This is a genomic window from Oricola indica (assembly GCF_965227485.1).
GTDB lineage: Bacteria > Pseudomonadota > Alphaproteobacteria > Rhizobiales > Rhizobiaceae > Oricola > Oricola indica.
Genome location: NZ_OZ245747.1, coordinates 1,088,558 through 1,115,039 on the forward strand (window position 1 = coordinate 1,088,558; position 26,482 = coordinate 1,115,039).

28 protein-coding genes are annotated in these 26,482 nt (G+C 63.9%); 10 read left to right on the top strand and 18 right to left on the bottom strand.

Annotated features, from left to right (window positions below):
* Nucleotides 1-112 precede the first annotated feature (112 nt).
* Entirely contained in the window at nt 113-1,366 is a 1,254-nt protein-coding gene (locus tag ACQK2M_RS05580) for an aspartate kinase (protein WP_425416993.1), read from the bottom strand.
* Nucleotides 1,367-1,555: 189 nt separating this feature from the next.
* Here ACQK2M_RS05580 and ubiG point away from each other — a divergent pair, with 189 nt between their 5' ends.
* Nucleotides 1,556-2,299, top strand: coding sequence for a bifunctional 2-polyprenyl-6-hydroxyphenol methylase/3-demethylubiquinol 3-O-methyltransferase UbiG (gene ubiG / locus ACQK2M_RS05585; protein WP_425416994.1), 744 nt, complete (start codon nt 1,556-1,558; stop codon nt 2,297-2,299).
* A gap of 7 nt (nt 2,300-2,306) precedes the next feature.
* Here the strand turns inward: ubiG and ACQK2M_RS05590 are convergent, their stop codons facing one another.
* The 4 genes from ACQK2M_RS05590 to ACQK2M_RS05605 all read right to left on the bottom strand — a co-directional run bounded on the left by ACQK2M_RS05590 (nt 2,307) and on the right by ACQK2M_RS05605 (nt 4,681).
* Entirely contained in the window at nt 2,307-2,735 is a 429-nt protein-coding gene (locus ACQK2M_RS05590) for a DUF1178 family protein (RefSeq protein WP_223478138.1), read from the bottom strand.
* 22 nt (nt 2,736-2,757) lie between these two features.
* A complete protein-coding gene (locus ACQK2M_RS05595; protein ID WP_425416995.1) occupies nt 2,758-3,594 on the bottom strand; it encodes a carbon-nitrogen hydrolase family protein in 837 nt (278 codons plus the stop codon).
* Between the two features lie 2 nt (nt 3,595-3,596).
* Nucleotides 3,597-3,854: a glutaredoxin 3 gene (gene grxC / locus ACQK2M_RS05600; RefSeq protein WP_223478140.1), complete on the bottom strand. Its 258-nt coding sequence runs from the start codon at nt 3,852-3,854 to the stop codon at nt 3,597-3,599.
* 83 nt (nt 3,855-3,937) lie between these two features.
* On the bottom strand, nt 3,938-4,681 hold the full coding sequence (locus ACQK2M_RS05605; protein ID WP_425419987.1) for a ComF family protein: 744 nt from the start codon (nt 4,679-4,681) through the stop codon (nt 3,938-3,940).
* A 52-nt stretch (nt 4,682-4,733) separates the two neighbouring features.
* On the opposite strand from ACQK2M_RS05605, the gene ACQK2M_RS05610 reads away from it, so the two are divergent.
* Complete coding sequence (locus tag ACQK2M_RS05610) at nt 4,734-5,585, top strand: methyltransferase domain-containing protein (protein ID WP_425416996.1); 852 nt, start codon at nt 4,734-4,736, stop codon at nt 5,583-5,585.
* A 29-nt stretch (nt 5,586-5,614) separates the two neighbouring features.
* On the opposite strand, the gene ACQK2M_RS05615 is transcribed toward ACQK2M_RS05610, so the two are convergent.
* The 5 genes from ACQK2M_RS05615 to ACQK2M_RS05635 form a co-directional block, all read right to left on the bottom strand.
* Nucleotides 5,615-5,866 (bottom strand): hypothetical protein, encoded by a 252-nt coding sequence (locus ACQK2M_RS05615; protein WP_425416997.1) that lies wholly within the window; start codon nt 5,864-5,866, stop codon nt 5,615-5,617.
* A gap of 203 nt (nt 5,867-6,069) precedes the next feature.
* A complete protein-coding gene (gene mutT, locus ACQK2M_RS05620; protein ID WP_425416998.1) occupies nt 6,070-6,486 on the bottom strand; it encodes an 8-oxo-dGTP diphosphatase MutT in 417 nt (138 codons plus the stop codon).
* A gap of 4 nt (nt 6,487-6,490) precedes the next feature.
* Nucleotides 6,491-7,243, bottom strand: coding sequence for a GNAT family N-acetyltransferase (locus tag ACQK2M_RS05625; protein ID WP_425416999.1), 753 nt, complete (start codon nt 7,241-7,243; stop codon nt 6,491-6,493).
* A 4-nt stretch (nt 7,244-7,247) separates the two neighbouring features.
* Entirely contained in the window at nt 7,248-8,492 is a 1,245-nt protein-coding gene (gene argJ / locus ACQK2M_RS05630) for a bifunctional glutamate N-acetyltransferase/amino-acid acetyltransferase ArgJ (protein ID WP_425417000.1), read from the bottom strand.
* A 20-nt stretch (nt 8,493-8,512) separates the two neighbouring features.
* Nucleotides 8,513-9,403, bottom strand: coding sequence for a peptidylprolyl isomerase (locus ACQK2M_RS05635; protein WP_425417001.1), 891 nt, complete (start codon nt 9,401-9,403; stop codon nt 8,513-8,515).
* Nucleotides 9,404-9,648: 245 nt separating this feature from the next.
* On the opposite strand from ACQK2M_RS05635, the gene secA reads away from it, so the two are divergent.
* From secA to ACQK2M_RS05650, 3 genes are all read left to right on the top strand, one after another.
* On the top strand, nt 9,649-12,516 hold the full coding sequence (secA, locus tag ACQK2M_RS05640) for a preprotein translocase subunit SecA (RefSeq protein WP_425417002.1): 2,868 nt from the start codon (nt 9,649-9,651) through the stop codon (nt 12,514-12,516).
* 100 nt (nt 12,517-12,616) lie between these two features.
* Complete coding sequence (locus ACQK2M_RS05645) at nt 12,617-14,026, top strand: lipopolysaccharide biosynthesis protein (RefSeq protein WP_425417003.1); 1,410 nt, start codon at nt 12,617-12,619, stop codon at nt 14,024-14,026.
* A complete protein-coding gene (locus ACQK2M_RS05650) occupies nt 14,023-15,306 on the top strand; it encodes a GNAT family N-acetyltransferase (RefSeq protein ID WP_425417004.1) in 1,284 nt (427 codons plus the stop codon). The genes ACQK2M_RS05645 and ACQK2M_RS05650 overlap by 4 nt, the downstream gene beginning before the upstream one ends.
* A gap of 3 nt (nt 15,307-15,309) precedes the next feature.
* Here the strand turns inward: ACQK2M_RS05650 and ACQK2M_RS05655 are convergent, their stop codons facing one another.
* The 7 genes from ACQK2M_RS05655 to ACQK2M_RS05685 all read right to left on the bottom strand — a co-directional run bounded on the left by ACQK2M_RS05655 (nt 15,310) and on the right by ACQK2M_RS05685 (nt 20,322).
* Nucleotides 15,310-16,944, bottom strand: a complete 1,635-nt coding sequence (locus tag ACQK2M_RS05655; protein WP_425419988.1) for an AMP-binding protein — start codon at nt 16,942-16,944, stop codon at nt 15,310-15,312.
* 84 nt (nt 16,945-17,028) lie between these two features.
* Entirely contained in the window at nt 17,029-17,343 is a 315-nt protein-coding gene (locus ACQK2M_RS05660) for an antibiotic biosynthesis monooxygenase family protein (RefSeq protein WP_425417005.1), read from the bottom strand.
* A gap of 52 nt (nt 17,344-17,395) precedes the next feature.
* Entirely contained in the window at nt 17,396-18,370 is a 975-nt protein-coding gene (locus ACQK2M_RS05665; protein ID WP_425417006.1) for a TonB family protein, read from the bottom strand.
* A complete protein-coding gene (locus ACQK2M_RS05670) occupies nt 18,367-18,768 on the bottom strand; it encodes an ExbD/TolR family protein (protein WP_425417007.1) in 402 nt (133 codons plus the stop codon). The genes ACQK2M_RS05665 and ACQK2M_RS05670 overlap by 4 nt, the downstream gene beginning before the upstream one ends.
* Before the next feature lie 12 nt (nt 18,769-18,780).
* Nucleotides 18,781-19,116 (bottom strand): ExbD/TolR family protein, encoded by a 336-nt coding sequence (locus ACQK2M_RS05675; protein ID WP_425417008.1) that lies wholly within the window; start codon nt 19,114-19,116, stop codon nt 18,781-18,783.
* Between the two features lie 31 nt (nt 19,117-19,147).
* Nucleotides 19,148-19,864 carry a MotA/TolQ/ExbB proton channel family protein gene (locus tag ACQK2M_RS05680; protein WP_425417009.1) on the bottom strand — a complete coding sequence of 239 codons (717 nt, stop codon included), beginning with the start codon at nt 19,862-19,864 and terminating at the stop codon, nt 19,148-19,150.
* The gene (locus ACQK2M_RS05685; RefSeq protein ID WP_425417010.1) at nt 19,861-20,322 is read right to left on the bottom strand and encodes a hypothetical protein; all 462 of its coding nucleotides are present in this window, start codon (nt 20,320-20,322) and stop codon (nt 19,861-19,863) included. Before ACQK2M_RS05685 ends, ACQK2M_RS05680 begins: the two co-directional genes overlap by 4 nt.
* A 459-nt stretch (nt 20,323-20,781) precedes the next feature.
* Here ACQK2M_RS05685 and hemP point away from each other — a divergent pair, with 459 nt between their 5' ends.
* The 5 genes from hemP to ACQK2M_RS05710 all read left to right on the top strand — a co-directional run bounded on the left by hemP (nt 20,782) and on the right by ACQK2M_RS05710 (nt 24,778).
* Nucleotides 20,782-20,934 (top strand): hemin uptake protein HemP, encoded by a 153-nt coding sequence (gene hemP / locus ACQK2M_RS05690; RefSeq protein WP_425419989.1) that lies wholly within the window; start codon nt 20,782-20,784, stop codon nt 20,932-20,934.
* A gap of 85 nt (nt 20,935-21,019) precedes the next feature.
* The gene (locus tag ACQK2M_RS05695; protein WP_425417011.1) at nt 21,020-21,928 is read left to right on the top strand and encodes a heme/hemin ABC transporter substrate-binding protein; all 909 of its coding nucleotides are present in this window, start codon (nt 21,020-21,022) and stop codon (nt 21,926-21,928) included.
* Nucleotides 21,915-23,006 carry a FecCD family ABC transporter permease gene (locus tag ACQK2M_RS05700; protein ID WP_425417012.1) on the top strand — a complete coding sequence of 364 codons (1,092 nt, stop codon included), beginning with the start codon at nt 21,915-21,917 and terminating at the stop codon, nt 23,004-23,006. The genes ACQK2M_RS05695 and ACQK2M_RS05700 overlap by 14 nt, the downstream gene beginning before the upstream one ends.
* Nucleotides 23,007-23,013: 7 nt before the next feature.
* Nucleotides 23,014-23,793: a heme ABC transporter ATP-binding protein gene (locus ACQK2M_RS05705; protein ID WP_425417013.1), complete on the top strand. Its 780-nt coding sequence runs from the start codon at nt 23,014-23,016 to the stop codon at nt 23,791-23,793.
* A gap of 106 nt (nt 23,794-23,899) precedes the next feature.
* Entirely contained in the window at nt 23,900-24,778 is an 879-nt protein-coding gene (locus ACQK2M_RS05710; RefSeq protein WP_425417014.1) for a polysaccharide deacetylase family protein, read from the top strand.
* Here the strand turns inward: ACQK2M_RS05710 and ACQK2M_RS05715 are convergent.
* Entirely contained in the window at nt 24,775-26,328 is a 1,554-nt protein-coding gene (locus tag ACQK2M_RS05715) for an amidohydrolase family protein (protein WP_425417015.1), read from the bottom strand. The genes ACQK2M_RS05710 and ACQK2M_RS05715 overlap by 4 nt on opposite strands.
* Nucleotides 26,329-26,482 lie beyond the last annotated feature (154 nt).

Genomic DNA, 26,482 nt, shown 5'->3' on the forward strand with positions numbered 1-26,482 from the left:
TCAGGAGGACACGTGGTCCGGCATCCGCCTCACGTAACAAGCACTTCTCCCTGCAAAATGTTGCCGCGCCGGGCAATTGCCCGCGCATCCTCCCATGGCATAGCCGTGCCGACTAGACCTTGTCGAGACCGTAGACGTTGTGAAGCGTGCGCACGGCAAGTTCGCACCAGTCGCCGTCGATCAGGATCGAGATCTTGATCTCCGACGTCGTGATGGCGCGAATGTTGACGCTCTTGTCGGCCAGCGCCTTGAACGCGCTGGCGGCGACGCCGGCGTGACTGCGCATGCCGATGCCGATCACCGAGACCTTGGCAAGGCCCGTCTCCGACTGCACGGCCTCGTATCCGACCTCGTCCTTGACGCTTTCGAGCGCGTGCAGGGCCTTGTCGACATCCGTGCTCGGGACCGTGAAGGTCATGTCGGTGAATTTGCCGTCACCCGACACGTTCTGGACGATCATGTCGACATTGATGCCGGCCTCGGCAAGCGGGCCGAAGATCGCCGCGGAAACGCCGGGACGGTCCTGGACGCGGCGCAGGGAAATCTGCGCCTCGTCGCGCGTATAGGCGATGCCGGTCACATTTTGTTTTTCCACGATTTCATCCTCATCACAGATCAACGTGCCCGGCGGATTGTCGAAATCATCCATGCCGGGGGCGTCGGGCGCCTCGAAACTGGAGCGCACGAACGTGCGCACATTATGCACCATGGCGAGTTCGACCGAGCGAACCTGCAGAACCTTGGCCCCGAGCGACGCCATTTCGAGCATTTCCTCGAAGGAGACTTTCGCCAGCCGGCGCGCCTTGGGCTCGATGCGCGGGTCGGTCGTGTAGACGCCGTCGACATCGGTGTAGATGTCGCAACGGTCCGCATTGACGGCGGCGGCGATCGCCACGGCGCTTGTGTCGGAGCCGCCACGGCCGAGCGTCGAGACCCGGTTGTCGGGCGCGACGCCCTGGAAGCCCGCGATCACGGCGACCTGCCCGATGCCGAATCGTTCGATCAGGAGCGATCCGTTGATCTCGGCGATACGGGCGGCGCCATGGGCGTTGTCGGTGACGATCGGGATCTGCCAGCCCTGCCAGGACCGGGCGTCGACGCCCATCGATTGCAGGACGATCGCCAGCAGTCCGGCCGAGACCAGTTCGCCGCTGGCGACGATCGCGTCATATTCGCGGGCGTCGTGCATCGGCGAGGCGGCGCGGGTCAGGTCGACCAGTTCGTTCGTCCGGCCAGCCATGGCGGAAACGACGACGGCGACTTCGTGGCCGCAATCGACCTCCCGTTTCACATGCCGCGCGACATTGCGGATGCGATCGATATCGGCGACGGAAGTGCCGCCAAATTTCATGACGATACGGGCCATGGCAGGTGGGGTGCTCGATGGTTGGCTTCGTTATACGGGCGGGCATTGCCCGGCAGGTCGGAGCGCTCCATATCGAATTGCGGGAAATGCTGCAAGTTCGCCATTGATTTGCCTGCGGCGGTGCGGCCCCTTGACTTGGGCTGTGCGACGCCCGAGTTGATGGCGAAGACCCGTACAGGACGAACCGACATGAATACCGGCGCAACGACGATCGACGAATCCGAAGTGGACCGCTTTTCGCGGATGGCCGCGGACTGGTGGAACCCGACGGGCAAGTTCAAGCCTTTGCACAAGTTCAATCCTGTGCGCCTGAGCTATATCCGCCAGACGGTGATCGAGCATTTCGGCCTGGACGCTGGCACTGCACGACCGTTCGACGGCCTGCGCCTGCTCGATATCGGGTGCGGCGGCGGATTGCTGTCCGAACCGATGGCGCGGCTCGGCGCCGAGGTGGCCGGGGCGGATGCCTCGGAAACCAATATCGAAATCGCGCGTCTCCATGCGGGCCAGTCCGGGCTCGATATCGATTATCGCGCGACCACGTCGGAAGCGCTCGAAGCGGCCGGCGAAAGCTTCGATGTCGTTTTGAACATGGAAGTCGTCGAGCATGTCTCCGACGTCGATCTCTATATGAAATCATGCGCGGCGATGGTTCGCCCCGGCGGGTTGATGGTCGTGGCGACGATCAACCGGACCATGAAAGCTTACGGTCTCGCGATCATCGGCGCGGAGCACATTCTGCGCTGGCTGCCGAAGGGTACGCATCAATACGAGAAACTTGTGACGCCGCAGGAACTGGAAGACGCGCTTGCCGGGACGGGCGTCGATATCGTGCGGCGAACGGGCGTCAGCTTCAATCCGCTGGCCGACGAGTGGCGGCTGTCGCGCGACATGGACGTCAACTACATGGTGGTCGCCGAACGGCCGCGCTGAAGCCGCGTCAGTTCAGGTCCTCGGGCAGGTCGGGAAGCGGCAGGATCTCGACGCCCTCGTCGAGCAGGCTGGAAACCTCGTCGGGCGTCGCCTTGCCGTAAATTCCGCGCGGATCGGATTCGCCATAGTGGATTTTTCGGGCTTCCTCGGGAAACCGCGTTCCGACATCCTCGCCGCTCTTTCGAACCTCGCGCGCCATTGCGCGCATTTTCTCCACCACCTCGCGCTGCATCGCGTGGCCGATGGCCACAGCGACTTCCTCGCGTTTGGCGGCGGTCGTGACATTCGGCGCCATCAGCCCCTTGGAGACATGGCTCGAACCGCAGGTCGGGCATTCCAGCAGGCCGCGTTTTCTCTGCGTTTCGTAGTCGCCGCTGTCGCGGAACCACGCCTCGAAGTCGTGGCCGTTGTCACAATTGAGCGAAAACTTGATCAAAAGCGTGCTCCGGTCGGTCCAACTATTGTGCATCCACCAGATTAAACGGGCGTATATTCTTAAGGTTCGGAATCTTGCCGCGCGCCTCGGCCACCTGGTCGAGATCGATCTCGGCGACGATCACGCCGGGCTCGTCATCGTCCTTCTCGGCCAGGATGCGACCCCAGGGATCGATGATCATCGAATGTCCGTAGGTTTCGCGTCCGTCCTCATGCGTCCCGCCCTGAGCCGCGGATACGACAAAGGCGCCATTCTCGATCGCGCGGGCGCGCAGCAACACGTGCCAGTGCGCCTCGCCCGTCTGGCGGGTAAAGGCGGCCGGGGTTGTCAGTATCTCGGCGCCCGCGAGCGTCTGGCGGCGGAAAATGTCCGGGAAACGCACATCGTAGCAGATCGCAAGACCAAGACAGGCCTTCCCGATATCGGCGGTCACCGCGCGGTCACCGGGCTCGTAAATCGCGGATTCGCGCCAGCTTTCGCCATTGTCGAGATCAACATCGAACATGTGGATCTTGTCGTAGGAGACCCGCAAGATTCCGTCGGGTGCGAACAGGAGTGCACGGTTCGCGACCTTGCCGTCGCCGCGGTCGATCGGCGTCGAGCCGACATGCAGCCAGACGGAAAGCTCTTTCGACAGTTTGCCCGCGGAAGACACGATCGGATCGTCATCCTGACCGAAGATCGACTCCATCAGCGCGGCCCGGTTTTTCTGGATCAGCCCGGTCATTTCCGGTGTCTGGACATACCCGGCGCCCTTCGACGCCGCCTCGCGAACCAGCATCTCGAATGCGTCGCGGTTGGTCGCGACGTCGGTGGTCGAACGCATCTGGACCGCGGCGCAGGTCAGGGTGCGTGTCATGGTCAGCTGGCCAGAAGGGCGTCGAGCTTGCCGGCGCGATCGAGCGCGTGAAGCTCGTCGCATCCGCCGACATGAACGTCGCCGATGAAGATTTGCGGGAAGGTGGTGCCGCCATGCGAGCGCTGGATCATTTCGCGCTTGAGGTCCGGCTTGAAGGTTGCGTCATGCTCGACATAGGACGCGCCCTTCTTCTCGAGCAGGCGCTTCGCCGCCGAACAGAAGCCGCAGAACTGGCGTGTGTATATGGTCACGGGGGCCATCAATTTTTCCTTTCAGATGCCGCTATATATGATCGCTGTCGCATCCTGAAAAGATAGGCTCGCCATATGGCCCTTTCGTTCGGTCAGTCGCTGAAATGCGGAACGACGCGCGAAAAGCACAACACATCGACGTTGTCGGCACCCGCGCGCAGCAGGGCCTTGGTCGCCGCGGAAATCGTCGCGCCGGTCGTGTAGACGTCGTCGACGAGAAGGACGCTGCGGCCGGCCAGCGCGATCTCGCGGCCGGTCGGGACGCGGAAAGCGCCACGGACGTTGTCGCGGCGCTGGGTCGCGGTCAGGCCAACCTGCTGGCGGGTCGGCTTCACCCGCGCCAAGGCACCCGGCTCGAAGGCGCGGCCGGTTTCGGCGGCAATCGCGCGGGCGAGTTCGGCGGACTGGTTGTAGCGGCGGGCGAGGAACCTGCGTGAATGGAGCGGAACGGGCACGATCACGTCGCATTCTTCGATCAGCGCGCTTCCGGCGCGGATCATCCAGCGCGCCATCCATGGCGCCAGCTCGGTGCGGTCGCCATATTTGAGGCGCTGCACGAGTTGGCGGGCGATGCCGGTGTGGAGCACGGCGGCGCGGGCACGTCGGTAGTCCGGCGGATCGGCCAGGGCTTCGGCGCTGACCATCCTGTCGCCGAATTCATGCTGGAAGGGCACGCCGGTGACATCGCATAATGGTTCGGCGATAAAATGCAGCCTGTTCCAGCACTCCGGGCACAGCGTGCCGCGATCGGCGACATGCGTGCGGCATGCGAGGCAGGTGTCGGGAAACAGCACCGATGCCGCGGCGCGGCTTGCCTTTTGCGCCAGGTTTTGCATGTGAGGGACCGGATAGCTGGCTGCGGATGCGAGCACTGTTACAGAAGAGACCATGGCCGTCAAAACCATCATCGATCTCGGGCAGGCGCGGGCCAATCGGCGTCGCGCCGAAAGGCTGGGCGTCAGCGGCGCGGATTTCCTGTACCGGTCGGTCGCCGAGGATCTGGATCTGAGGCTGTCGGCGGTGACGCGCAAGTTCGAACGGGGGATCCTGTTCGTTCCCGACGGCGCGCCGCAACTGCAGCTCGAACGTGACGGCGTCCTCGAACGGCATGCCGCCCATGCGGACGACACCGAGGCGCTGGACCTGCCCGAGGGGGCCTACGACCTCGCGGTCAGTCTTCTCACATTGCACGAGAGCAACGACACGCCGGGTCTGCTTGCGCAGATCCGCCGCGCCCTGAAACCGGACGGGCTGTTTCTCGCCTGCGTGCCTTCGGGCGGAACGCTCGGTGAATTGCGCGACAGCCTCCTGGCGGCCGAATCCGAGCTGACCGGCGCGGCGAACGCCCGGGTGCTGCCGTTCATGGATGTCCGCGACGCCGGTGGCCTGTTGCAGCGGGCGGGTTTTGCCCTGCCGGTCGCCGACACGGAGACGCTGACGGTCCGCTACGACACGATGTTCAACCTGATGCTCGATCTGCGCGCCATGGGGGCGACGAACACGCTCGCCTCGCGCAGCCGGGCCATGGCGACCCGAGGATTGTTCCAAACGGCCGCCGAGCACTATGCCCAAAATCATGCCGATGCGGACGGACGCATTCGCGCGAGCTTCAATTTTGTCTGGATGTCCGGCTGGGTGCCGCATGAGTCGCAGCAAAAGCCGTTGAAACCGGGAAGCGCGACGAATCGCCTTTCGGATTTTCTCGGCGACCGGTCAGGCGGAACGGAAGGGCAGGGCTGAGGATCGATGCACGCGAACCGCGCGGCCGATCAGCAATCTCCGGTGCGCACACCGTTCGAGTGAATGATGCACATGGAGCCGGGCGAGGTCTGAAGGACGCTGCGGCGGACCGTGTATTGCTGCGAGCCGCTTGCGCGGACCGTGCCGGTGGTGGTGCGGTCGAGCGCGCCATAGGAGGCCGACGCGGACAGTGTCGAGCCGTTGGAGCGGTCGAGAATCGGCGTCAGGAACAGGGCGATCGCGATCGCGAAGGAGCCGAAGAGCAGGGTGATTCGAAGCATGCCTTGACCCGCTTCGGATATAGCGGATGCGTTTTGGGGCCGGATTTCGGCCCAATCACGGTCTTCTTGCATGTTTTCGTACCCCTCTTACAGACGAGACAAACCCAGGCGCCGGATCAAGTAAACACCGGTGCGTTCAACACAAATCGCACACTGTAATAAACGTTTGATTAACAACGTTTGTTAGCGATTGAAAGGGGGCTCTACAAGAGGTCCTGGAGGATGGGGACAAGCGGCAGATCCGCCGGCGGCATCGGGTAGTCGCGCAGTGCCGACGCCCGCACCCATTTCAGTTGCTGGCCTTCCCGCGGCATCGGAATGCCCTGGTATTTTCGGCAGACATAGAGCGGCATCAGCAGGTGGAAATCCGGATAGGCGTGGCTGGCGAATGTCAGCGGCGCGAGGCAGGGCGGCTCGGTTTCGATGCCGAGTTCCTCGTGCAACTCGCGAACGAGGGTCTGTTCGGGCGTCTCTCCGGCCTCGACCTTTCCGCCGGGAAACTCCCAGAGGCCGGCCATGGACTTGCCCTCGGGCCGTTGCGAGAGCAGCACCCGATTGTCGGTATCGAGAAGCGCGCAGGCGGCGACGAGGAGGATGGAACTGGGCGCGGGTTGCGTCACGGGTTCAGTCGCCTTTCTGGCGATAGCTGTAGGTGTAGACCTTCTCGAAGCCGAGGCGCGAATAGAGGCTGACCGCCGATTTGTTGGCGGTCATCACCTGCAGCCAGGCGCGTTGCGCGCCCTGTGCGCTCGCCCAGCGTAACGCGGCGCGCACGATGGAGCGGGCATAGCCCTTGCCCTGCTGATCCGGGCGGACGGCGACGTCGAACAGGCCGGCGAGATCGTTGTCATGGACGCAAAGCGCCGATGCGACCGGCCCGGTCTGGTCCTCGAGCACGAACATGCCGTTGGGCGGGCGGATCGATTCCACGACCTCGGTCAGACCGGCCTTGCGCTCGGGATTCTCGTCGCGGATGCTGATGGAGGCATCGACATAACGTCCGACATCCTGAAGCGGGATCTGGTCGAAGCCGCTGTCGAGGTCGATGTCCTTCAGGCGCGCGATCATCACCGAGGTTTCGTCGAACCGTCGCCAGCCGTCGGCGTCGAAATGGGCGTTGAGCTGGAGCGGGGCCAGCGGCGACAGGCGGAAGACCAGCGGACGGCCATAGGCCGCGAAACGCCGCGCGGACCGCGCGATTCGCTGGTCGATGTCGCGATAGTCGGACGGGTCGAGCGGATTGACCGAGTTCAGCCGCTTGGAGGGATGGCCGGCGGTCAGCCGCACCGCCCAGCTTCCGTCGTAATGAACGGACGCGGCCGGCCACGCACGGAAACCTACAGCCTCGAGGCGGCGAACGAGTGCGAGACCCGACACCGCGTCAGCTCCTGTAGTCGCCGTTGATGGCGACATATTCCTTGGTGAGATTGCAGGTCCAGGCCGTGAAGCGGCCTTCGCCGAGACCGATATCGGCGCGAATGACGATCTCGTCGTTCTTCATGTAGGCGCTCGTCTGGTCCTCGGAGTAGGATTCCGACCGTTCGCCCTCACTGGCGACCAGAATGTCGCCGAACCAGATGGCGAGACGGTCGCGGTCCGCCGGTTCGCCTGCCTTGCCGACGGCCATGACGACACGCCCCCAGTTGGCGTCCTCGCCGGTCACCGCCGTCTTCACCAGCGGGGAGTTCGCGATCGACATGGCGATGCGCTTTGCGGATGTGTCGGAGGTGGCGCCGGTCACCTCGACGCGAATCAGCTTGGTTGCGCCTTCGCCGTCCTTGGCGATCATCAGCGCGAGTTCATGCAGGCATTCGCCGAACGCTTCGCCGAAGGCCGCGAGGCGCGGGTCGGCGGCATCATCGATGGCCGGCGCGCCACGCCCGGCGGCTGCGCCTGTCGCAAAGGCGAGCAGCGTGTCGGATGTCGAGGTGTCGCTGTCGACCGTGACGGCGTTGAAGGTGAGCGCGGTGTGGCGCGCGAGAAGCGCCTGCAGGACGGGCGCCGAAATCGGCGCGTCGGTCGCGACATAGGAGAGCATGGTTGCCATGTCGGGCGCGATCATTCCGGCGCCCTTGGCGATGCCGTTGATCGTCACATCGGCGCCGTCGAGCGAAACGGTGCGCGTCACCATTTTCGGGAATGTGTCGGTCGTCATGATCGCGTGGGCCGCGTCGGACCAGCGGTCGCCCGCCGCCTCGGCGACCATGCCGTCGAGATGGCGCTCGAAATGGGAGGGGTCGAGCGGTTCGCCGATCACGCCCGTGGACGAAAGGAAGACCGCGGTCTCGTCGCAGCGCGCGGCATGTGCGGCGGCGCGCGCGGCGACGGCTGTGGTGTGGCGTCCCTTCTTTCCCGTGAAGGCGTTGGCGTTGCCCGCATTGACGACCAGAACGCTCGCCTTGCCGCCGGGAAGGTGCTCGCGGCACAGTTCCACCGGCGCGGACGGGCATTTCGAGGTCGTGAACACCCCGGCGACGGCGGTGTTCTCGTCGAACACCATCGCCATCAGGTCGACGCGGTCGCGATATTTGATGCCCGCTTTCGCGGTCGCGATGCGCACGCCGTCGATCGCCGGCATTTCGGGTTGGTTTTTCGGGGCGAGCGGCGAAATGCTGACGCTGTGCATGTCTGTGCCTGGAGTGGGTTCTACTGCGCCGACGTGGCCTGGTCGTAGGCCGCCTTGAGCGCCGGATCGGTGATCTCGACATCGGCCTGACCGCGCAATTCGGTCAAGAGTTCGAAATAGCGTTCGCGCACCAGCACCGAGCGGATCTGGCCTTCAACCTGCGCGAAGGCCGGGGGCTGTGCGGCGCGCTTGTCCTCGACCTTGATGACATGCCATCCGAACTGGGTCTGAACCGGCTCTTCCGTGTATTTGCCGACTTCGAGGGCGAATGCCGCCTCCTCGAATTCGGGAACCATGGAACCGCGTGCGAAATAGCCGAGATCGCCGCCATTGGGGCCGGACGGTCCGGTGGATTTTTCCTTGGCGAGGGTGTCGAAATCGGCGCCGTTGTCGAGTTCGGCGATGACGGCTTTCGCTTCCTCTTCGCTCGCCAGCAGGATGTGTCGGGCCCGCACTTCGTTTTCCGGCGAGGTGGCGGCGATCTCCTTGTCGTAGCGCGCGCGCACGTCCTCGTCGGTGATCTTGTCCAGGACCTCGGTGCGGAAATAGGCGTTATGAAGGGCGCGCTGGCGCATGAATTCCAGGCGGCTGCGGAAATCCTCTGTCTCGTCGAGGCCGGCTTCCTCGGCCTTTTCCGCCAGAGCGCGGATGTCGATCAGCGCCGTGAGAGCGGCTGCGTCGCGGCCCTCGGGCGGCACCTGTCCGAGCTGGTCCTGCAGGTCCGTCAGGGTCAGGTCGAGATCCTGCCGCGTGATCGGTTTGCCGTCCATGGTCCCGACGACTTCGCTTGTTTCCTGAGCGCAAACGAAGCCAGTAGCGCCGGCGGAAACGGACAATGCCAACACGAGACTGGCAAGTGTGCGGCCGATGCGCGAAGGCAGGACATGGCTGGTCGAACGGGAAAAGGGCATTGATTACTCGCTTCGTTGCGGAAAACTGTTTCACATCGATGTGACCGGAACGCGCTGCAAATCGCCGGCTTTCGCGGTCCGCCGCAGCGTTGACATCACTATTGGCCCCTCTTATCTGTCCTTGGCTATCGCGTCCACTCCGAATAGCCGGGTCTCCGGGCAAAACCGCTCCGGAAGAAGGACGCAAACACACAGATTTCCGGCCGCCATCCTGTGCGGTCAATCCATGGGAAAGGACCATTTACATGGTCAATTTCGGCGGTTTCGCCCGCAAGATTTTCGGTTCCGTCAACGATCGTCGCATCAAGTCGCTGCAGCCTCGGGTTGCAGCCATCAACGCCCTCGAGGACGAGATGGCAGCGCTGAGCGACGATCAGCTTCGCGCCAAGACGGATGAATTCAGGGCTCTCCTGAAAGACGGCAAGTCGGTCAACGACATTCTGGTTCCCGCCTTCGCGGTTGCCAGGGAAGGCGCGAAACGCGCCCTCGGGATGCGACCCTTCGACGTGCAGCTGATCGGCGGCATGGTGCTGAACGAGGGCGGGATCGCCGAGATGAAGACGGGCGAGGGCAAGACCCTCGTCGCCACGCTTCCGGTCTATCTCAACGCCTTGACCGGCCGGGGCGTTCACGTGGTCACGGTGAACGACTATCTGGCCAGCCGCGACGCCGAATGGATGGGAAAGCTCTACAATTTCCTCGGACTGAGCGTCGGAGTGATCGTCCACGGGATGGACGACGAGCAGCGCAAGGCCGCTTACGACAGCGACGTCACCTACGGCACGAACAACGAGCTGGGCTTCGACTATCTTCGCGACAACATGAAGTATGAGCGCGCCCAGATGGTGCAGCGCGACCATGCCTATGCGATCGTCGACGAGGTGGACTCCATCCTGATCGACGAGGCGCGAACGCCGCTGATCATCTCCGGTCCGCTGGACGACAAGTCGGAACTCTACATCACGATCGACAAGTTCATTCCCGGTCTCGCGCCGGAAGATTACGAGATCGACGAGAAGCAGCGTTCGGCGACCTTCACCGAGGAAGGCACCGAGAAAATGGAGCAGATCCTCGCGCAAGCCGATCTGCTCAAGGGCGCGGGCCTCTACGATATCGAGAACGTGTCGATCGTCCACCACGTCAACAATGCGCTCAAGGCGCATACGCTGTTCCAGCGCGACAAGGACTATATCGTCAAGGATGGCGAGATCGTCATCATCGACGAGTTTACCGGCCGCCAGATGCCGGGACGACGCTATTCGGAAGGGCTGCACCAGGCGCTGGAAGCCAAGGAAGGCGTTTCGATCCAGCCGGAAAACCAGACGCTCGCTTCGGTGACGTTCCAGAACTATTTCCGCATGTATGACAAGCTTGCCGGCATGACCGGTACGGCATCGACGGAAGCCGAGGAATTCGGAAACATCTACGGCCTCGACGTTGCGGAAATCCCCACCAACCTGCCGATCCAGCGTCTCGACGAGGACGATGAAGTCTATCGCACCGTCGAGGAGAAGTATGTCGCGGTGGTGATGGATATCGTCGCCAGCCAGCGCAAGGGGCAGCCGGTTCTCGTCGGTACGACCTCGATCGAGAAGTCCGAATTGCTATCGTCCTTTCTCGGCGACACCAAGCGGCTGAAGCAGATTCGGGATTCGATCAAGCAACGGATCGAAGGGATCAAGGAAGGCAAGGAACAGGAATTCCGCGACTACCTCGAACAGTCGCTGAAAAACCTCGACGAGGCGATCGCCGCCGGCGGCGTGCCGCACGAGGTGCTGAATGCGCGCCAGCATGAGCGCGAGGCGCATATCGTGGCGCAGGCGGGCGTGCCGGGCGCTGTGACCATCGCGACCAACATGGCCGGCCGCGGTACCGACATCCAGCTCGGCGGCAATGCCGACATGCGCATCGAGCAGGAACTGGCCGACATGCCGGCAGGCGAGGAGCGCGACAAGCGCGAAGCCGAGATCCGGGCCGACATCCAGAGGCTCAAGCAGCAGGCGCTGGAAGCCGGCGGCCTCTACGTGCTCGCGACCGAACGGCACGAGAGCCGACGCATCGACAACCAGCTTCGCGGCCGTTCCGGTCGTCAGGGCGATCCGGGCCGGTCGAAATTCTTCCTGTCGCTGCAGGACGACCTGATGCGGATCTTCGGGTCCGACCGCATGGACGGCATGCTGCAGAAACTGGGCCTGCGCGAAGGCGAGGCGATCATCCACCCCTGGATCAACAAGGCGCTCGAAAAGGCGCAGAAGAAGGTCGAGGCGCGGAACTTCGATATCCGCAAGAACCTGCTGAAATTCGACGACGTCATGAACGACCAGCGCAAGGTCGTCTTCGAGCAGCGCAAGGATCTGATGGATGGCAACGACCTTTCCGATACCGTGGCGGAGATGCGCCACGAAGTCGTCGAAAGCATCGTCGCCAAGCATATTCCCGAGAAAGCCTATGCGGAACAGTGGGATGTCGCCGGGCTGAAGGAGTCTGTGGTTTCCCTTCTCAATGTCGATGCGCCCGTGGACGAGTGGGCCGCCGAGGAAGGCATCGCCGAAGACGATATCCTGGAGCGTCTGCGCGACGCGGTCGACAAGGCAGCGGCCGAGAGGGCGGAGCGCTTCGGCCCGGAAATCACCCAGTATGTCGAGAAATCGATCCTGCTGCAGACGCTCGACACGCTGTGGCGAGAGCATCTGGTCAATCTCGATCACCTGCGTTCGGTCATCGGGTTCCGCGGCTATGCGCAGCGCGACCCGCTGCAGGAATACAAGCAGGAAAGCTTCGAACTGTTCCAGGCGATGCTCGGAAACCTCCGCCAGGCGGTGACGGCGCAACTGATGCGTGTCGAAATCGTGCGCGAACAGGCCGAGGCGCCGCCGCCGGACCTTCCCGAAATGGAAGCGGAGCATGTCGATGCGTCCACCGGCGAACCGGATTTCGAGGAAAGGTCTTCGGACAGTTACGGAACCGCGATCGCGACCGGACAGGTCGCCGTCGAGGACCGCGATCCGAACGATCCCTCGACCTGGGGCAAGGTCGGGCGCAACGAAGCCTGCCCGTGCGGTTCCGGCAAGAAATACAAGCACTGCCACGGAGCTTTCGCGACCACGGCATAGGAGGGTCCCGATTTTTTCGTTACGAGAACAGGCGAACGCTTTCTTAAGCGGATTGGTCTAATTCGGGCGCAAGATTTCGCAGCAAACGGAATGCGTGATTTTGCGGTTTTCGGCAGTAGAGACAAGCGAGCAATTTCTGTCGGCCCCGTTGTTCCAACGGGTGGCGCCGTTTGCGCGCCAGCTCGACCGGATCCGGAGCGGTTCTGACGAAACCGCGATCGCGCAGCGCATGTCGCTGATCGCATTCGCGATCCGCATCGCGAGCGCCGGTATTGCCTTCCTGTCCCAAGTCGTGCTCGCACGCTGGACCGGCACTTTCGAGTACGGCATCTATGTCTTCGTCTGGACGGCGATCATCATCCTCGGCAACCTCTCATGCTTCGGCTTCCAGACGGCGGTGATCCGTTTCCTGCCGCAATATCGCCGAGAGGGCGATCTCGAACGGTTGCGCGGCATTCTCCTCACCAGCCGGATCTTCGTTCTCCTGTCCGCTTCGATTATCGCCGCCGCCGGCATCGCGATCGTCTGGATGCTGTCGGGCACAATCGAATCCTATTATGTCCTGCCGTTCGTGCTCGCTTTCACCTGCCTGCCGATGATCGCTCTCGGGGACGTTCTCGACGGGACGGCGCGCGCCAATTCATGGCCGGTTCGCGCGCTGACGCCGACCTATATACTGCGGCCTTTCCTCGTCCTCGCCTATATGGCGATCGCGCATGGGTTCGGCTTTACCGCGACGGCGGTAACCGCGGTCATCGCCGCCGTTCTCGCGACCTACACGACGACGCTCCTGCAATTCTTCGTCATCACGCGCAATCTCGACGCCGCCTATCCGTCGGGCGACCGGACGGTGGAATTCGGATTGTGGATGACGGTCGCCTTTCCGATCTTCCTCGTCGAGGGTTTCTTCTTCCTTCTGACCAATGCGGACGTGCTGATGGTCGGCATGCTGATGCCGCCTGAGGATGTCGCGGTCTATTTCGCGACCGTGAAGACGCTCGCGCTGGTGCATTTCGTGTTTTTTGCGGTGAAGGCCGGTGTCGCGCAGCAATTCGCGGCGCGCACGCCGGTGGAGGACCGTCAGTCGCTGCGCAGCTTCGCCCGCCGGACTGTCGGCTGGACATTCTGGCCGTCGCTGCTGATGGGACTGGTCGTTCTGCTTCTCGGCCGGTTCCTGCTTTCGCTGTTCGGCGCGGAGTTCACGCAGGGCTATACGCTGCTCTTTGTACTGGTCGCGGGCGTGGTCCTGCGGGCGAGCATCGGCCCGGCGGAGAGCCTGCTCAACATGACCGGAAACCAGAATATCTGCGCGGCCATCTTCGCGGCGGTACTGGTGATCAATATCACGGCGAACCTGATCCTCATCCCGGTGTACGGCCTGATGGGCGCGGCGATGGGCGCCGCCGGTGCTACGGCCGTCGAGGTCCTGCTGCTTTTGACCATGACCTATCGGCGTATCGGGGTCGTCATGTTCGTTCTGGCGCCGAAAGTCGCGGAGCCCGCCACATGACGCAACCGCAGCCCCTGATCGACAAGAATGTCCCGCTCGCCGGGTCTTTCATGCTCTCCGGCATCGTCGGCGACCTGCCGCGCGAAATTCGCCCGGAAGTGAGCAGACTGACCAATGGCGACCGGCGTTTCGTGGTCTACCCGGCCGATAGCGGGTTCGAAATCCTCGACGACATCGACCGCGTGACCGACTACGCGCTCGAACCCAACATCTTCTTCACGCCGCGTTTCCTCGTTCCGGCCATGCCCCGCCTCGACGACCGGCAGGTCCGGCTGATGATGCTGCAGGACGGACCGCCGGACGCGGCCGAGACCCGGTTCCTGATGCCGTTCTCGGTGGAAAAATCCGGTTTCGCGGTCGGGCCCGATGTCATACGGGCTTGGTCGAACCCCTATGGACCCTACGGCATCCCGATCGTCGAACGGCGCGAGGCATCGCGTATCTTCGACGACCTGCTTTCCATGCTCGGCGATCAGAATATGGGCTTGCCGAAAATCCTCGTGCTTCCCGACATCATGATGGACAGCGTATCGATCATGACGCTACGCGGTGTCGCGATCGGGCGCGGTTTGCCGGTGATGACCACGAGTTCGGTTCAGCGGCCTTTTCTGAAAAGCGAAAAGGACAGCGTCGACTACATCACCGACAACATCCGCTCGCACAGCCGCCGAAACTTCGGCCGACTCCGCCGGCAACTGGAGGCGATGGGCGACTTCAGCTACGAGGTGGCGCGCAGTCCCTCGGAGGTTCGCTTCGCCATGGAGGAGTTCCTCCTGCTGGAAAACGCGGGCTGGAAGGGACGGCAGAGGACATCGCTTGCCGCGGATCGCTATCGGGCGGCGTTTGCCCGCGAGGCGATCAACAATCTCGCCGAGCGCGACCTGTGCCGTATCCATTCCTTCAAGCTGGACGGACAGGTGATCGCGTCGCTGATCGTGTTCGTCCAGTCGGGCCATGCCTGGACGTGGAAAACGACCTATGACGAAACCTATTCGTCCTATTCGCCCGGCGCGCTGCTGATCCTGCAGGTCACGGAATCGCATCTCGACGATCCGAACATCCAGCTCACCGACAGTTGCGCCGTCGAGGATCATCCGGTGATGGCGCGGCTGTGGTCCGAGCGGCGCGAATTCGCCACGATGGTGATCGGCCTTCGGCCCAATCTGGATCGGGAAACGCGGCAGGTGACGTCGCAGATCGAGCTCTACCGCAACACGCGCAACGCCGCCAAGACGATGCGCGACCGGCTGCGGCACATTGTGCGCAGCCCCCAGCGCTGACGGCTACCCTTCGCTTTCCGCCTCGAATTCCGCCTGCGCCCTGTCGCGGAAAATCCGCCGTATGACCTTGCCGGTCGTGGTCAGGGGCATTTCATCGACGAAGTCGATCTCGCGCGGGTATTCATGCGCGGAGAGACGCTGTTTCACGTATGAGCGGATCTCGGATTTCAGGTCCGGCGACGGCGCGACGCCCGGGCGCAGAACCACATAGGCCTTGACCAGCTGGCCGCGAATGGCGTGCGGTTTGCCGATGACGGCCGCGAGCGCGATGCTCGGATGGCCCACCAGACAATCCTCGATCTCGCCGGGTCCGATCCGGTATCCGGCCGACGTGATGACGTCGTCGTCGCGGCCCACGAAAAAGAAGTAACCGTCCTCGTCGCGGAAACCCTGGTCGCCGGTCAGCATCCAGTCGCCGATGAATTTCGCTTCCGTGGCTTCGGGATTGTTCCAGTATTCGAGGAACATCACGGGATCGGGCCGGCTGACGGCGACCTGGCCCTGCTCTCCGGGCGGCAGTTCCCGGCCGGTCTCGTCGATGATCGCCACGCGGTGCCCGGCGACGGGCTTGCCCATCGAGCCCGGGCGCAACACGCTGAGCGCGTTGCAGGCCGACAGGACGAGATTGCACTCGGTCTGGCCGTAGAACTCGTTGACGGCCAAGCCGAGATTGTCGGCGCACCATTGCAACGTTTCGCGGCCCAGCGCCTCGCCGCCGGAGCCGATGGTGCGCAGGTCGAGGTTGTATTGGCGGGCTTCGTTGCCGAGCGTCGCCATCATGCGCAGCGCGGTGGGCGGCAGGAAGGTGTTGCGAATTCGCGCCTTTTCCATGAGGGCCAAGGCCCACTCCGCCTCGAATCGCGGTGCGCGTGCGGCCACGACGGGAACGCCGAAGTAAAGGCCGGGCAGCAGGACGTTGAGCAATCCGCCGGCCCAGGCCCAGTCGGCGGGTGTCCAGAGCAGGTCGCCTTCGCGCGGCAGGAATTCATGATGGGTCTGGACGCCGGGCAGATGACCGAGCAGGACGCGGTGCGCATGCAGCGCGCCCTTGGGCTGACCGGTCGTGCCGGAGGTGAAGATCATCAGCGCGGGATCGTCCGGCGACGTATCGGCGGGTTCGAAATCCGGCGAAGCGGCGGCGAGCATTTCGCCGAAATGATGTGCGCCTTCCGCACCACCGACGCAGATGAGGGATTTCAGATCGGGAAAATCATCGCCGGCTTCGGCCAGCTTGGCCATCCCTTCGGGATCGAGCACGAGCGCCCGCGCGCCCGACAGGCCGAGCCTGTAGCGGATCGCGTCCGGTCCGAACTGCATCGCCATCGGCACGGCAATGGCGCCGAGCTTGTAGGTGCCGAGATGGGCGATGACGGTCTCGAAGCACTGGGGAAGCAGGATCGCGACACGGTCGCCACGCGCGACGCCCAAGCCCGCAAGCGCGGCAGCGAAACGGTTCGATTTCTGCGACAGTTCGCCGAATGTCAGCGTCAGGGGACTTTCGCCGGACCAGTCGATGATCGCCGGCTTTTCCGGGTCCTGCCGGTCGGAACAGGCGACGCCGATATTGAAGCGGCTCGGGATGTCCCAGCGGAAGCGGGAAACGAGGTCGTCATGGGAAGCGGGATCTGCCGGCAACATGGGCAAGGTGATGCACTGTTGTCCGGCACAGTCAAGAAGATTGCGCATCATCCGGCGCGGCCGACCCGGCGTCGGTCCCGCCGGTTATTCATCGACGACCGAATTGAAACCCTCGAATTGCGGATGACCAGCATACATTCCCTTGTTGGACCCGGCATTGCGGTGGGCGTTGCGGAAATTCTCCGATCGCGTCCAGTCGACGAAATGCTGTTCGCTTTCCCAGATCGTGTGCGAGGCATAGAGCGTGGTCTTTGCTTCCTCGTCATACGGGCCTTTCAAAAGGTGAAAGGACTGGAAGCCCGGCGTATCCGCGAGGCTGGAATTGCGGTTTCGCCACACATTCTCGAAGGCCTCCTCGTGCCCCTCATTGATGCGGAAGCGGTTCATGGCGACATACATATGCAATTCCCTTTCGTGATCTGACTTGTCTTACATAATTGCTGCCGGCCGGTCATCGGCGGACTTCGACGGGGATGACGAACTGACGTTGCGCACCCGAAGGCGGCGGCGGAAACGGCGCGGCGCGGCGGATGTGGTCCAGTGCGACCTGATCGACCGAGCCCGAACCGGAACTGGCCGCGACGCGAATGCTGGCGAGCCCGCCACCGGACGAGATCGAAAAGCGTATTTTCGCCACGCCTCTGCCGCCGGCCCGTTTCTGACGGGTGCGCCGGATCTTCGCATAGACCTTGCCGGGATAGTTCGATGCCCGGGAGTTGCCGGACTTCTTCGCCTTGCCGCCGGGCTTTGTGCCGCCTGACTTGACCTTGGAACTCGCCTTGCCAGATGTGTTCCCGGCGCGCGCATTGCGGTCAGCATTGCCGCGCGGGACACTGGCGACCTGTTTTTTCGGCGCGGGGTTCGGCTTTTTGGCGATTTTCTTTGTTTGCGTCTCCCGCGCTTTGGCAAGGTTGCGCGCGTCCTGCGGTTGCGGCGGGCGGGCCATCGGGACCGGAACGGGGCGCTCTTCGGGCTCCGCCTCGATCGTCTCGGTCGCGTGCGACGGCGCGAGCGCCGGTCGGGATGCGGCCGGCGCTTCAGCGGGAACGGTTCGGGAAGGGGCGACCGCTGCCGCCACCGGGCTTTGGGTCGCGGAAAGGGTCGGAGCGTTGTCGGCCCGTGCCGGCGGTGGTGTCGGCTGTGTCGTTTCGGCCGGTTCACTTTTTCTGGTAACGGGGGCTTCGACCGGTTTCGACGCCCGCGGCGCGGGCGCGGAATGGCTGTCGGGTTCGGCCGGCCGGGCCGGATTGGCACCGGCCACCAATTCTTCGAAGGACGCGCCCAAGGCCGCGATTTCGGCTGTCGCCCCGCCTTCCTGGCGGACGTCCGGAGCCGGGGACGTCGTCACCATCGCCGCCGCGAAGTGTACGCCAAGGGAGGCGGCGAGCGCGAGGGGGATGCGGAGCGTGCGAAGCGGGATCGTCATTCCAGTCCCCTTTCGGTCACGACAAAGATCCGGGCCGCGCCGCCGCGGCGCAGTTCCTCGGCGATCTCGATCAGCCGGATTGCGGGAAGGTCACGGTCCGGCACGATTCGCATGACATTGCCGCCGTCCTCCGACCCGGTCTTCGCGTGTCTTGCGGCGTCGGCGATATCGATCTCCTGTCCGCGCCATATCACCGTTCCATCCGAACGGATCATCAGCGCATCGGGCGGTTCGCGTCCTTCCAGTCCCTCCGTCCGCACGAGCGTCAGGTCCTTGTCGAGCGGCGGCGCCAGTGTGCCGGCGATCAGGAAGAAGATCAGCATCAGGAAGACGATGTTGATCAGGGCGATCGTCGGTTCGGGCTTCCTTGCGGGGGGCGATGCGGCGGCAAGGCGCATGGCGGGCTCCCTTCAGCGCAGCACGGTGACCGCGAAGCCCGGCATGGCGCGCAACGCGGCATAGACATCGACGAATCGCTGCGAGACGGTTCTGTCGTCGAGCGACAGCAGAATGGTGTCGGCACCGGCCTCGGCCTGGCCGGCAAGCGCTTCAGGCAGCGTCTCCAGCGTGAGTTCCCGGCCATTGAGGACGATCCGGTCGCCCTGCAGGCGCAGATAAACCGGGGTGACGGGGTTTCCCGACGCGCCGCTGCCGGCTTTCAGTTCGATTTCGCCGAAACGGGTGAAGGTCGATGAGAGCATGAAGAAGAGCAGCAGCAGGAAGATGACATCGATCAACGATGTCATCGACAACACGCCACGCCGTCTCTGTGCCGCCTCAAGCCGCATGGGCCTGCATGCTCCTCTGGCCTGTCCGATTGGCGTCCTGCTGCGTTTCGCCCGGCTGGACGATCGGCGCGGGATTGAGCACTACGGTCATGGCGCGTTCCAGCAACTCGCTCTCGCGCGCGACCCGGCTTTCGAACCAGGTGAGAAGAAGCGATGTCGGCATCGCGACGGCCAGACCCACCGCAGTGGTCAGGAGTGCGACCCAAATGCCGCCGGCCAGAACCGACGGATCGACGCTGTTGCCGGCTTCCTGCAGCTTCCGGAAGGCCTGGATCATGCCGAGCACGGTACCGAACAGGCCGATGAGCGGAGAAATCTGGGCGATCGCGTCCAGCGCGCGGAAGCCCGATCTTAGCCGTGTGAGATAGGCCGCGGCATCGACGCGCAATCGCTCCGAAATGGCTTCGAAATCGTGTGGCGAGGCATTCATGACAGTCGCCATGGTCTGCCAGACGAGGCGCGCCGCGCCGTTGCGGCGCGACGAGAGGTCATTGAGCGCGATGCGATGGCCGCCGGCCGTCCAGTGCGCGAGCGCCTTCTCGATCGTCCGGTGACGGCCGACGCGCGCGATCAGGAACTGCCAGACCTTCATGATGATGAGCGTCAGCGAAACCACGGACACTGCCAGCAGGATGGTGACGACCGGCCCGCCCAGCGACAGGAATTCGAGCGTGCGCGCGATCGTTTCCTCGATCAGGGCGCTCATCCGGCGATCTCCGCATCGGTTTTCGAAGACAGTGCGAGGCGGTCGATACATTCGGTGCCGGCGAGGCCTTCGCCTTCGCAGGCAGCCGCGCCGTTGATCAGGATGCGGCCAATGGCACTACATGGCGTGTCTTCCAGATCGAACTGGCGGACACGCGTGCGATTTGCCGGCATCGCCTGAAAATCAAACAGTGTCAGACGGTCGACGACGCCGTTGGCGTCGATCAGGACGGTCTCGAAGGACAGTGCCGACAGGTCCGCGCCGAGGCGGTTTTCCGCCAGAAAGACGATGCGGCATGCATCGTCATGCTGCTGCAGGGCGTTGAGTTCGAGAGAGAGCGACGGGGCCAGCGCGTTGTCCTGCGAGAAGGCCGGCCCCGTCGACAGGGCAAGAACGCACGACAGGCTCATCGCGGCCCTGATCAGCCGGTCGTGGGAGTGTCGTCTTGCCTGTTCCATGGTGTTTCCTCAGAGATCGAGTGGTTTCTGCGCCGAACTGCGAAGCGCGATTGGTCCGGGTTGGCGGGAAGGCCCCGCGCATCCGAATAATCCCGCTGCGGCGAACGGATCTGGTCCGGGTCGCCGTGGCGTGGAGGCGTTTTGGATATTGCGTGATTTCGGAGCGTTGGTCCGATCAGCAAGCGCAGGGAAAGTCAGGTCTACCGGCCTCATCATCTTCTCCGTCGAGAGGAAACATGGCTGGCTGGCGGCTGCTTGCTGGCCCGAGCGAGTGCGAAAGTCAGAATAACTTGACACAATCACTCATGTATTGCATTCGATAGAAAACCTGATAATCGAAGTCAAGTTTGAATTTGCTTTTCGAACGTGCCGAGCCAGCGGTCAGCCAGCCAGGCCTCTCAAATCGACAGACCGATGCACATGACAAAGCAGGACGGCGGCGCGCCGCGCACGGACACCATGAAACCGGAAGAAAAGACCTTGAGCGGCGGCAAGCCGGTCTATGACAGCGGGCAATTGTTCCGGGGCACCACCGAAATCGCCATCCATCACGACGGCGCCTTCTACAGGTTGAAGATCACGCGCCAGGGCAAACTGATCCTCAACAAGTGAGTGCGGCGGCTTACGCCTCTGTTTCGCATCGCCGGCGGACATCCATCACCACGATCAGCAACTATCGGGCCAGGAACGGCAACCAATGAACGTATCCATGCAGAAATTTTTATGTCGCGAACGGGCAAGCGGCAGGCTCATGACGGCGGCCTGTTTCGCCGGGATCGCTGCCCTTCTCATGCTCCGAGGAACGGCGTTCGCCGCCGGAGAGCAACAGCGCGTTTTGTCCATCGGCGGAGCGGTGACCGAAATCGTCTTCGCCCTGGGCGAAGAAGACAGGCTCGTCGGCCGTGACACGACCAGTTCCTATCCGCCTGAAGCCGAAGACCTGCCGGATGTCGGCTACATGCGCGCGCTCGCGCCGGAAGGCGTTTTGTCGATCAGGCCCGACCTGATCCTTGCGCGGGAGGGAAGCGGGCCGCCGGAGGCCATCGAGGTTCTCAAAGCGGCGAGCGTCGAGTTCGTCGAGGTGCCAGACAGCTTCTCCGCCGAGGGGATAGGCGAGGCGATCCGCGTGGTTGCCGAAACCCTGGACGCAACCGAAAAGGGCGACGCCCTGCGCGCGGCCATCGCTTCGGATTTCGAGCGTCTGGCTACCATGACAAGCAGCATCGACAGGCGCAAGCGCGTGCTCTTCATCCTGTCGACGCAGGGTGGCCGGATCCTCGCTTCCGGCACCGGAACAGCCGCAGACGGGATCCTCAAGCTCGCGGGAGCGGACAACGCCATTACCCAATTCGAGGGTTACAAGCAGCTGACCGACGAAGCGATCATTTCCGCCAATCCCGACGTCATCCTGATGATGGATCGCGGCGGCAACCATGGCGGCGACGATGACGCCGTGTTTTCACAGCCGGGCCTGAAGCCGACCGAGGCGGCGAAAAATCGCGCGATCATTCGCATGGACGGTCTCTATCTTCTGGGCTTCGGACCTCGGACCGCGAATGCCGCGCTTGACCTTGCAGAGGCACTCTATGGCGATGAGCTTCACTGAGGCGCCGGCCGCGGCGCCGAAATACCACCGGCACGACGGAGACCGCTCCGCGCTGGCGCGCGGGGTGCTCGCCGCCCTCGTCGCGGTCCTCGTCATGACCTTCTTCTTCAGCCTCGCATCCGGCGCATCCGATACGTCCGCCTGGCAGGTGTTTCGCGAGACGATCGGCCTTGGCGGGCGCGCGCTCGACATGACCGATCGTGTGATCGTTTTCGAGATCCGCCTGCCGCGCGCGGTGCTCGGCGTCCTGATCGGCGCGGCGCTCGCCGTTTCGGGTGCGACCATGCAGGGCGTGTTCCGCAATCCGCTCGCCGATCCCGGTCTCGTCGGCGTATCCGCGGGCGCTGGCCTGGGCGCGGTGAGTTTCATCGTGCTTCAGGCCGGTGTTCTGGCACCTATCGCATCGCTGTTCGGAATCTACGGCATCCCGTTCGCGGCGTTTTTGGGCGGTCTCGTCTCCACGCTGATGCTCTATCGCATTTCGACCCGCCACGGGCGCACCTCGGTCGCCACGATGCTTCTGGCCGGTATCGCGCTTGGCGCGCTCGCGGGGGCTTTCACTGGCGTGCTGGTCTTCTGGGCCGACGACACACAATTGCGCGACCTGACCTTCTGGGGCCTCGGGTCGCTCGCCGGCGCGACATGGACCAAGAGCCTGATGGCCGCGCCTTTGATCCTGCCGGTCCTCATCGCCATGCCGTTCATGGCGCGCAGCCTCAATGCGCTCGCGCTCGGCGAGGCCTCGGCGCGGCATCTCGGCATCGACGTGCAGCGCTTCAAGAATCTCGCGGTCGTCTCGGTGGCCGCGGCCACGGGGGCGTCGGTGGCGGTCTCTGGCGGGATCGGTTTCGTCGGGATCGTCGTGCCGCATCTGCTGCGTCTCGCCATCGGTCCCGATCACCGGTTCCTGCTGCCGGCCTCGGCCTTGCTCGGGGCGGTGCTGCTGCTGTTCGCCGACGCGATCGCGCGCCAGATCGTGGCGCCGGCCGAATTGCCCATCGGCATCGTCACCGCCGCGGCCGGCGCGCCCTTCTTCCTCTGGATCCTGCTGCGCAAGCGCGGCCTCCTCGACCTCTAGGCCGACCATGCTCAACGCTCAGAATATCGAGGTTTCGCTCGGAAAGACCCGGATCTTGCGCGGCATCGACCTAGCCGCGCCGCCCGGAAAACTGGTGACCGTGATCGGGCCGAACGGATCGGGCAAGACGACGCTGATGCGCGCCTTGTCCGGCGATGTTGCCTATTCGGGCCGGGCGGAATTGAACGGCATCGATATCGCGCGGACCCGGCCATGGGAACTTGCCGCGATGCGCGGCGTGCTGCCGCAATCGTCCAGCCTGTCGTTTCCGTTCACCGTGCGCGAGATTGTGCAACTCGGCACGCGCGAAGGCGTCGCCGATACCGGGCGAGCGAATGTCATGGAGGCCCTCGAAAGGGTCGATCTTTCCGGCTTCGAAGGGCGGATGTACCAGGAACTCTCCGGCGGCGAGCAACAGCGGGTGCAGCTTGCGCGCGTGCTCTGCCAGGTGTGGGAGCCGGTCCTGGACGGCAAGGCGCGCTACCTCTTTCTCGATGAGCCGGTTTCTAGCCTCGATATCCGCCACCAGTTGCAGATCATGAACGTGGCGCGCGATTTCGCGCTGCGGGGCGGCGGGGTGCTGGCGATCCTGCACGATCTCAACCTGACCGCCATGTATGCCGACCGCGTGGTCCTTCTGAAGGACGGGCGGGTGCATGCCGAAGGGGCTCCCGGAGCGGTTCTCACCGACGACAATCTGCGCGCGGTCTATGAATGCGACCTGTCGGTCAGCCGCGTGCCGGCGGATGGCTCAGTCTTCGTTCTTCCGCACGGTGCCGCGGTCTGACCGGCTTGACTGCGATCGGCGCAGCGGGCTTTCTCGCGGGTGATTGAATCGACGCCGTGTCAAAGCCCGTTCCGGGCGCCGCCCTGTCAGGACAAGGACCAATACGATGCCTCTCGCCGATCACGGCCGCTACCCGTTCTCGCCGATCACGGCGCGTCCGGATTTCTCCTGGCCGGAGGGGAAAAGGCTCGCGGTCTATGTCGGGATGAACCTGGAATGTTTCGCCTTTGGCGAAGGGTTGGGCGCGATGCTGAGCGATGGCGGGCCGCAGCCGGATGTTCTCAACTTTGCCTGGCGCGACTACGGCAATCGCGTCGGCGTCTGGCGGATGATCGAGCTGTTCGACCGGCTGGACATCCCCGTTACGGCGCTGGTGAATTCGCAGATGTACGAGATGGCGCCCGAGGTGGTTGCCGCTTTCCGGGAACGTGGCGACGAAATCGCGGGGCACGGGCGCAGCAATGCGGAGATGCAGGGTGTGTTGGCCGAACAGGACGAGGCGGGCCTGATCGCGGAGGCGACCGAGGCGCTGACGCGGCATGAGGGGCGGCAGCCGAAGGGGTGGCTCGGCCCCTGGATTTCGCAAAGCCGCACGACGCCCGACCTGCTGCAGGAAGCGGGATATGACTATCTTCTCGACTGGTGCCACGACGACCAGCCGGTCTGGATGACGACGCGCAAGGGCCGCATCCTGTCGGTTCCCTACCCGCAGGAACTGAACGATATCCCGCAGATCGTCGGCCGCAAGCACGAGGGCGCGGAATTCGCGGACATGATCATCGATGCGTTCGAGGTCATGCTGGCGGAAAGCGAACGTCGGCCGCTGGTCATGGGTGTCGCGCTACATGCCTATCTGATGGGCCAGCCGCACCGGTTCCGGCATCTGGAGCGGGCGCTCGCGTATCTGCGCGACAAGTCCGACAGCCGCGTCTGGTGGACAACGGCCGGCGCGATCAACGATCATTACCGCGCGCTCGGACTCTAACCTTCGGGATGGAAGCTGTTGTAGCGGTACGGCGTGTGTTCCGACACGACGCCGGTTGTGCGGATGATGGCTTCGAGATGCGGGACGAGTGCGTTGACCATGTCCCAGTCGCGCGCTTCCGCGGGTGTTTCGGGCGCCGCCAGTCTCTCCGATATCTCGCGCAGGACCGCGTCGCGGTCGATGCCTGTCACGCGGCCGTTCTCAACGGCCTTGCGGCCGGCCACGAAGACCTGGTCCACCGCCGATTTGGTCACGCGGTGCAGGATCGTCTCGGCGAGTGGTGTGCGTGGCGAGACATAGGGCCTTTCGATTTCGGAACGGCGCAGCAAAACGATATCCGCCGCCATGCCGGGCTCCAGCCGTCCGGCGACCTTGCCGTAGCCGCATGAGCGCGCGCCGGTCTCGGTCGCCATTTGCAGCACGGCGGCAGCGTCCGGCCGGTCGTTGAAGAGACCGGTCTCGCGATGCAACGCCCAGACCAGCTTCATTTCCACTGTCATGTCGCGGTCGTCGGCGATGTTCGACTGGTCGATGCCGAGCGCAACCGGGATGCCGCGCTCCCGCATCCGGTTGACGGGCGCGATGCCACTTCCGAGCCGCAGTCCCGAACTCGCATTGTGGCAGATCATGCAGCCGCATGTTCCCAGCAGGTCGATATCCGCCTCGGTCGCCCAATTGCCGTGACCGAGCGTGAGTTCGGGGCCAAGGCAGCCAAGCGCTGCGAGATGTTCGATGGCAGTGTGGCCGTAGCGCGTTTCGGCGAAACGCGCCTGCCGCTCGGTTTCGAGGAGATGCATATGGACGCTCGCGCCATGCTGCCTGGCGGTTTCGAAGATGGTCTGCAGGCTGTCGTCGCTGCACCAGTGCAGATTGGCGGGGGCGAGGCTCATACGCACGGTGGAGCGTCCGGAATAACGGGTCTTCGCCGATGTGAAGAAATCCATGTAGTCGCGCGTCGGCGTGGCGGCGGATGAAAGTTGCGGGGCGATCCAGTCTCGGAGATCGTCCGGCAATGAGGCCAGAACCTGCGCGTCATCCTCGTAGGACAGGATGTTCCGGTCGCGCATCATGAAGGAGTAGGAGACGCGCATGCCGATTTCGTCATAGGCGGACAGGATGGCATCGGTCGTCGTTTCCCAGTTGTCCGGGGTCCCGACGAGGCCGCTGTTTATGTGGTGGACCGCGGTCGTGCCGCTTTCGAGCATCTCGATGGCCGAATAGAGCGTGTCGAGACGAGGCCCGACGCCGCGCATCGCCCGGAACCGCGGCAGCCAGAATTCCAGCGGCGCGAAGGGCACGCCGGCCATCAGCGGGGTGATGCCGAAATGATGGTGGCCGTTGACGAAGCCGGGAAGGGCGATGAACTCCGGCCCGCCATGGCGTGGCAGGTCCGGATGGCGGCGGGTCAGTTGATCGGTTGGTCCGATCTCGACGATGATCCCGTCACGCACCAGGATGGCGGCATCGGACAGACCTTCCGGCGCATCCGCCGGTGCGAAGCCGGTCAGGACGGTTCCGGCCGCAATGAGCGCATTCTGATCGTTGTTCATGCAGGTCCCCGTTTGCGTGTCGGCAAGAACCGGTCTGGTATTTCGCCGATACGCCCCATACTGCGCGTATCGCGAATGCGCGCAACGCAAATTGCCGAGATGGCGAGCGTGAAAGAGGGGGTGTCGGAGATTTCAGGTGGTCGTCGCGGATGGC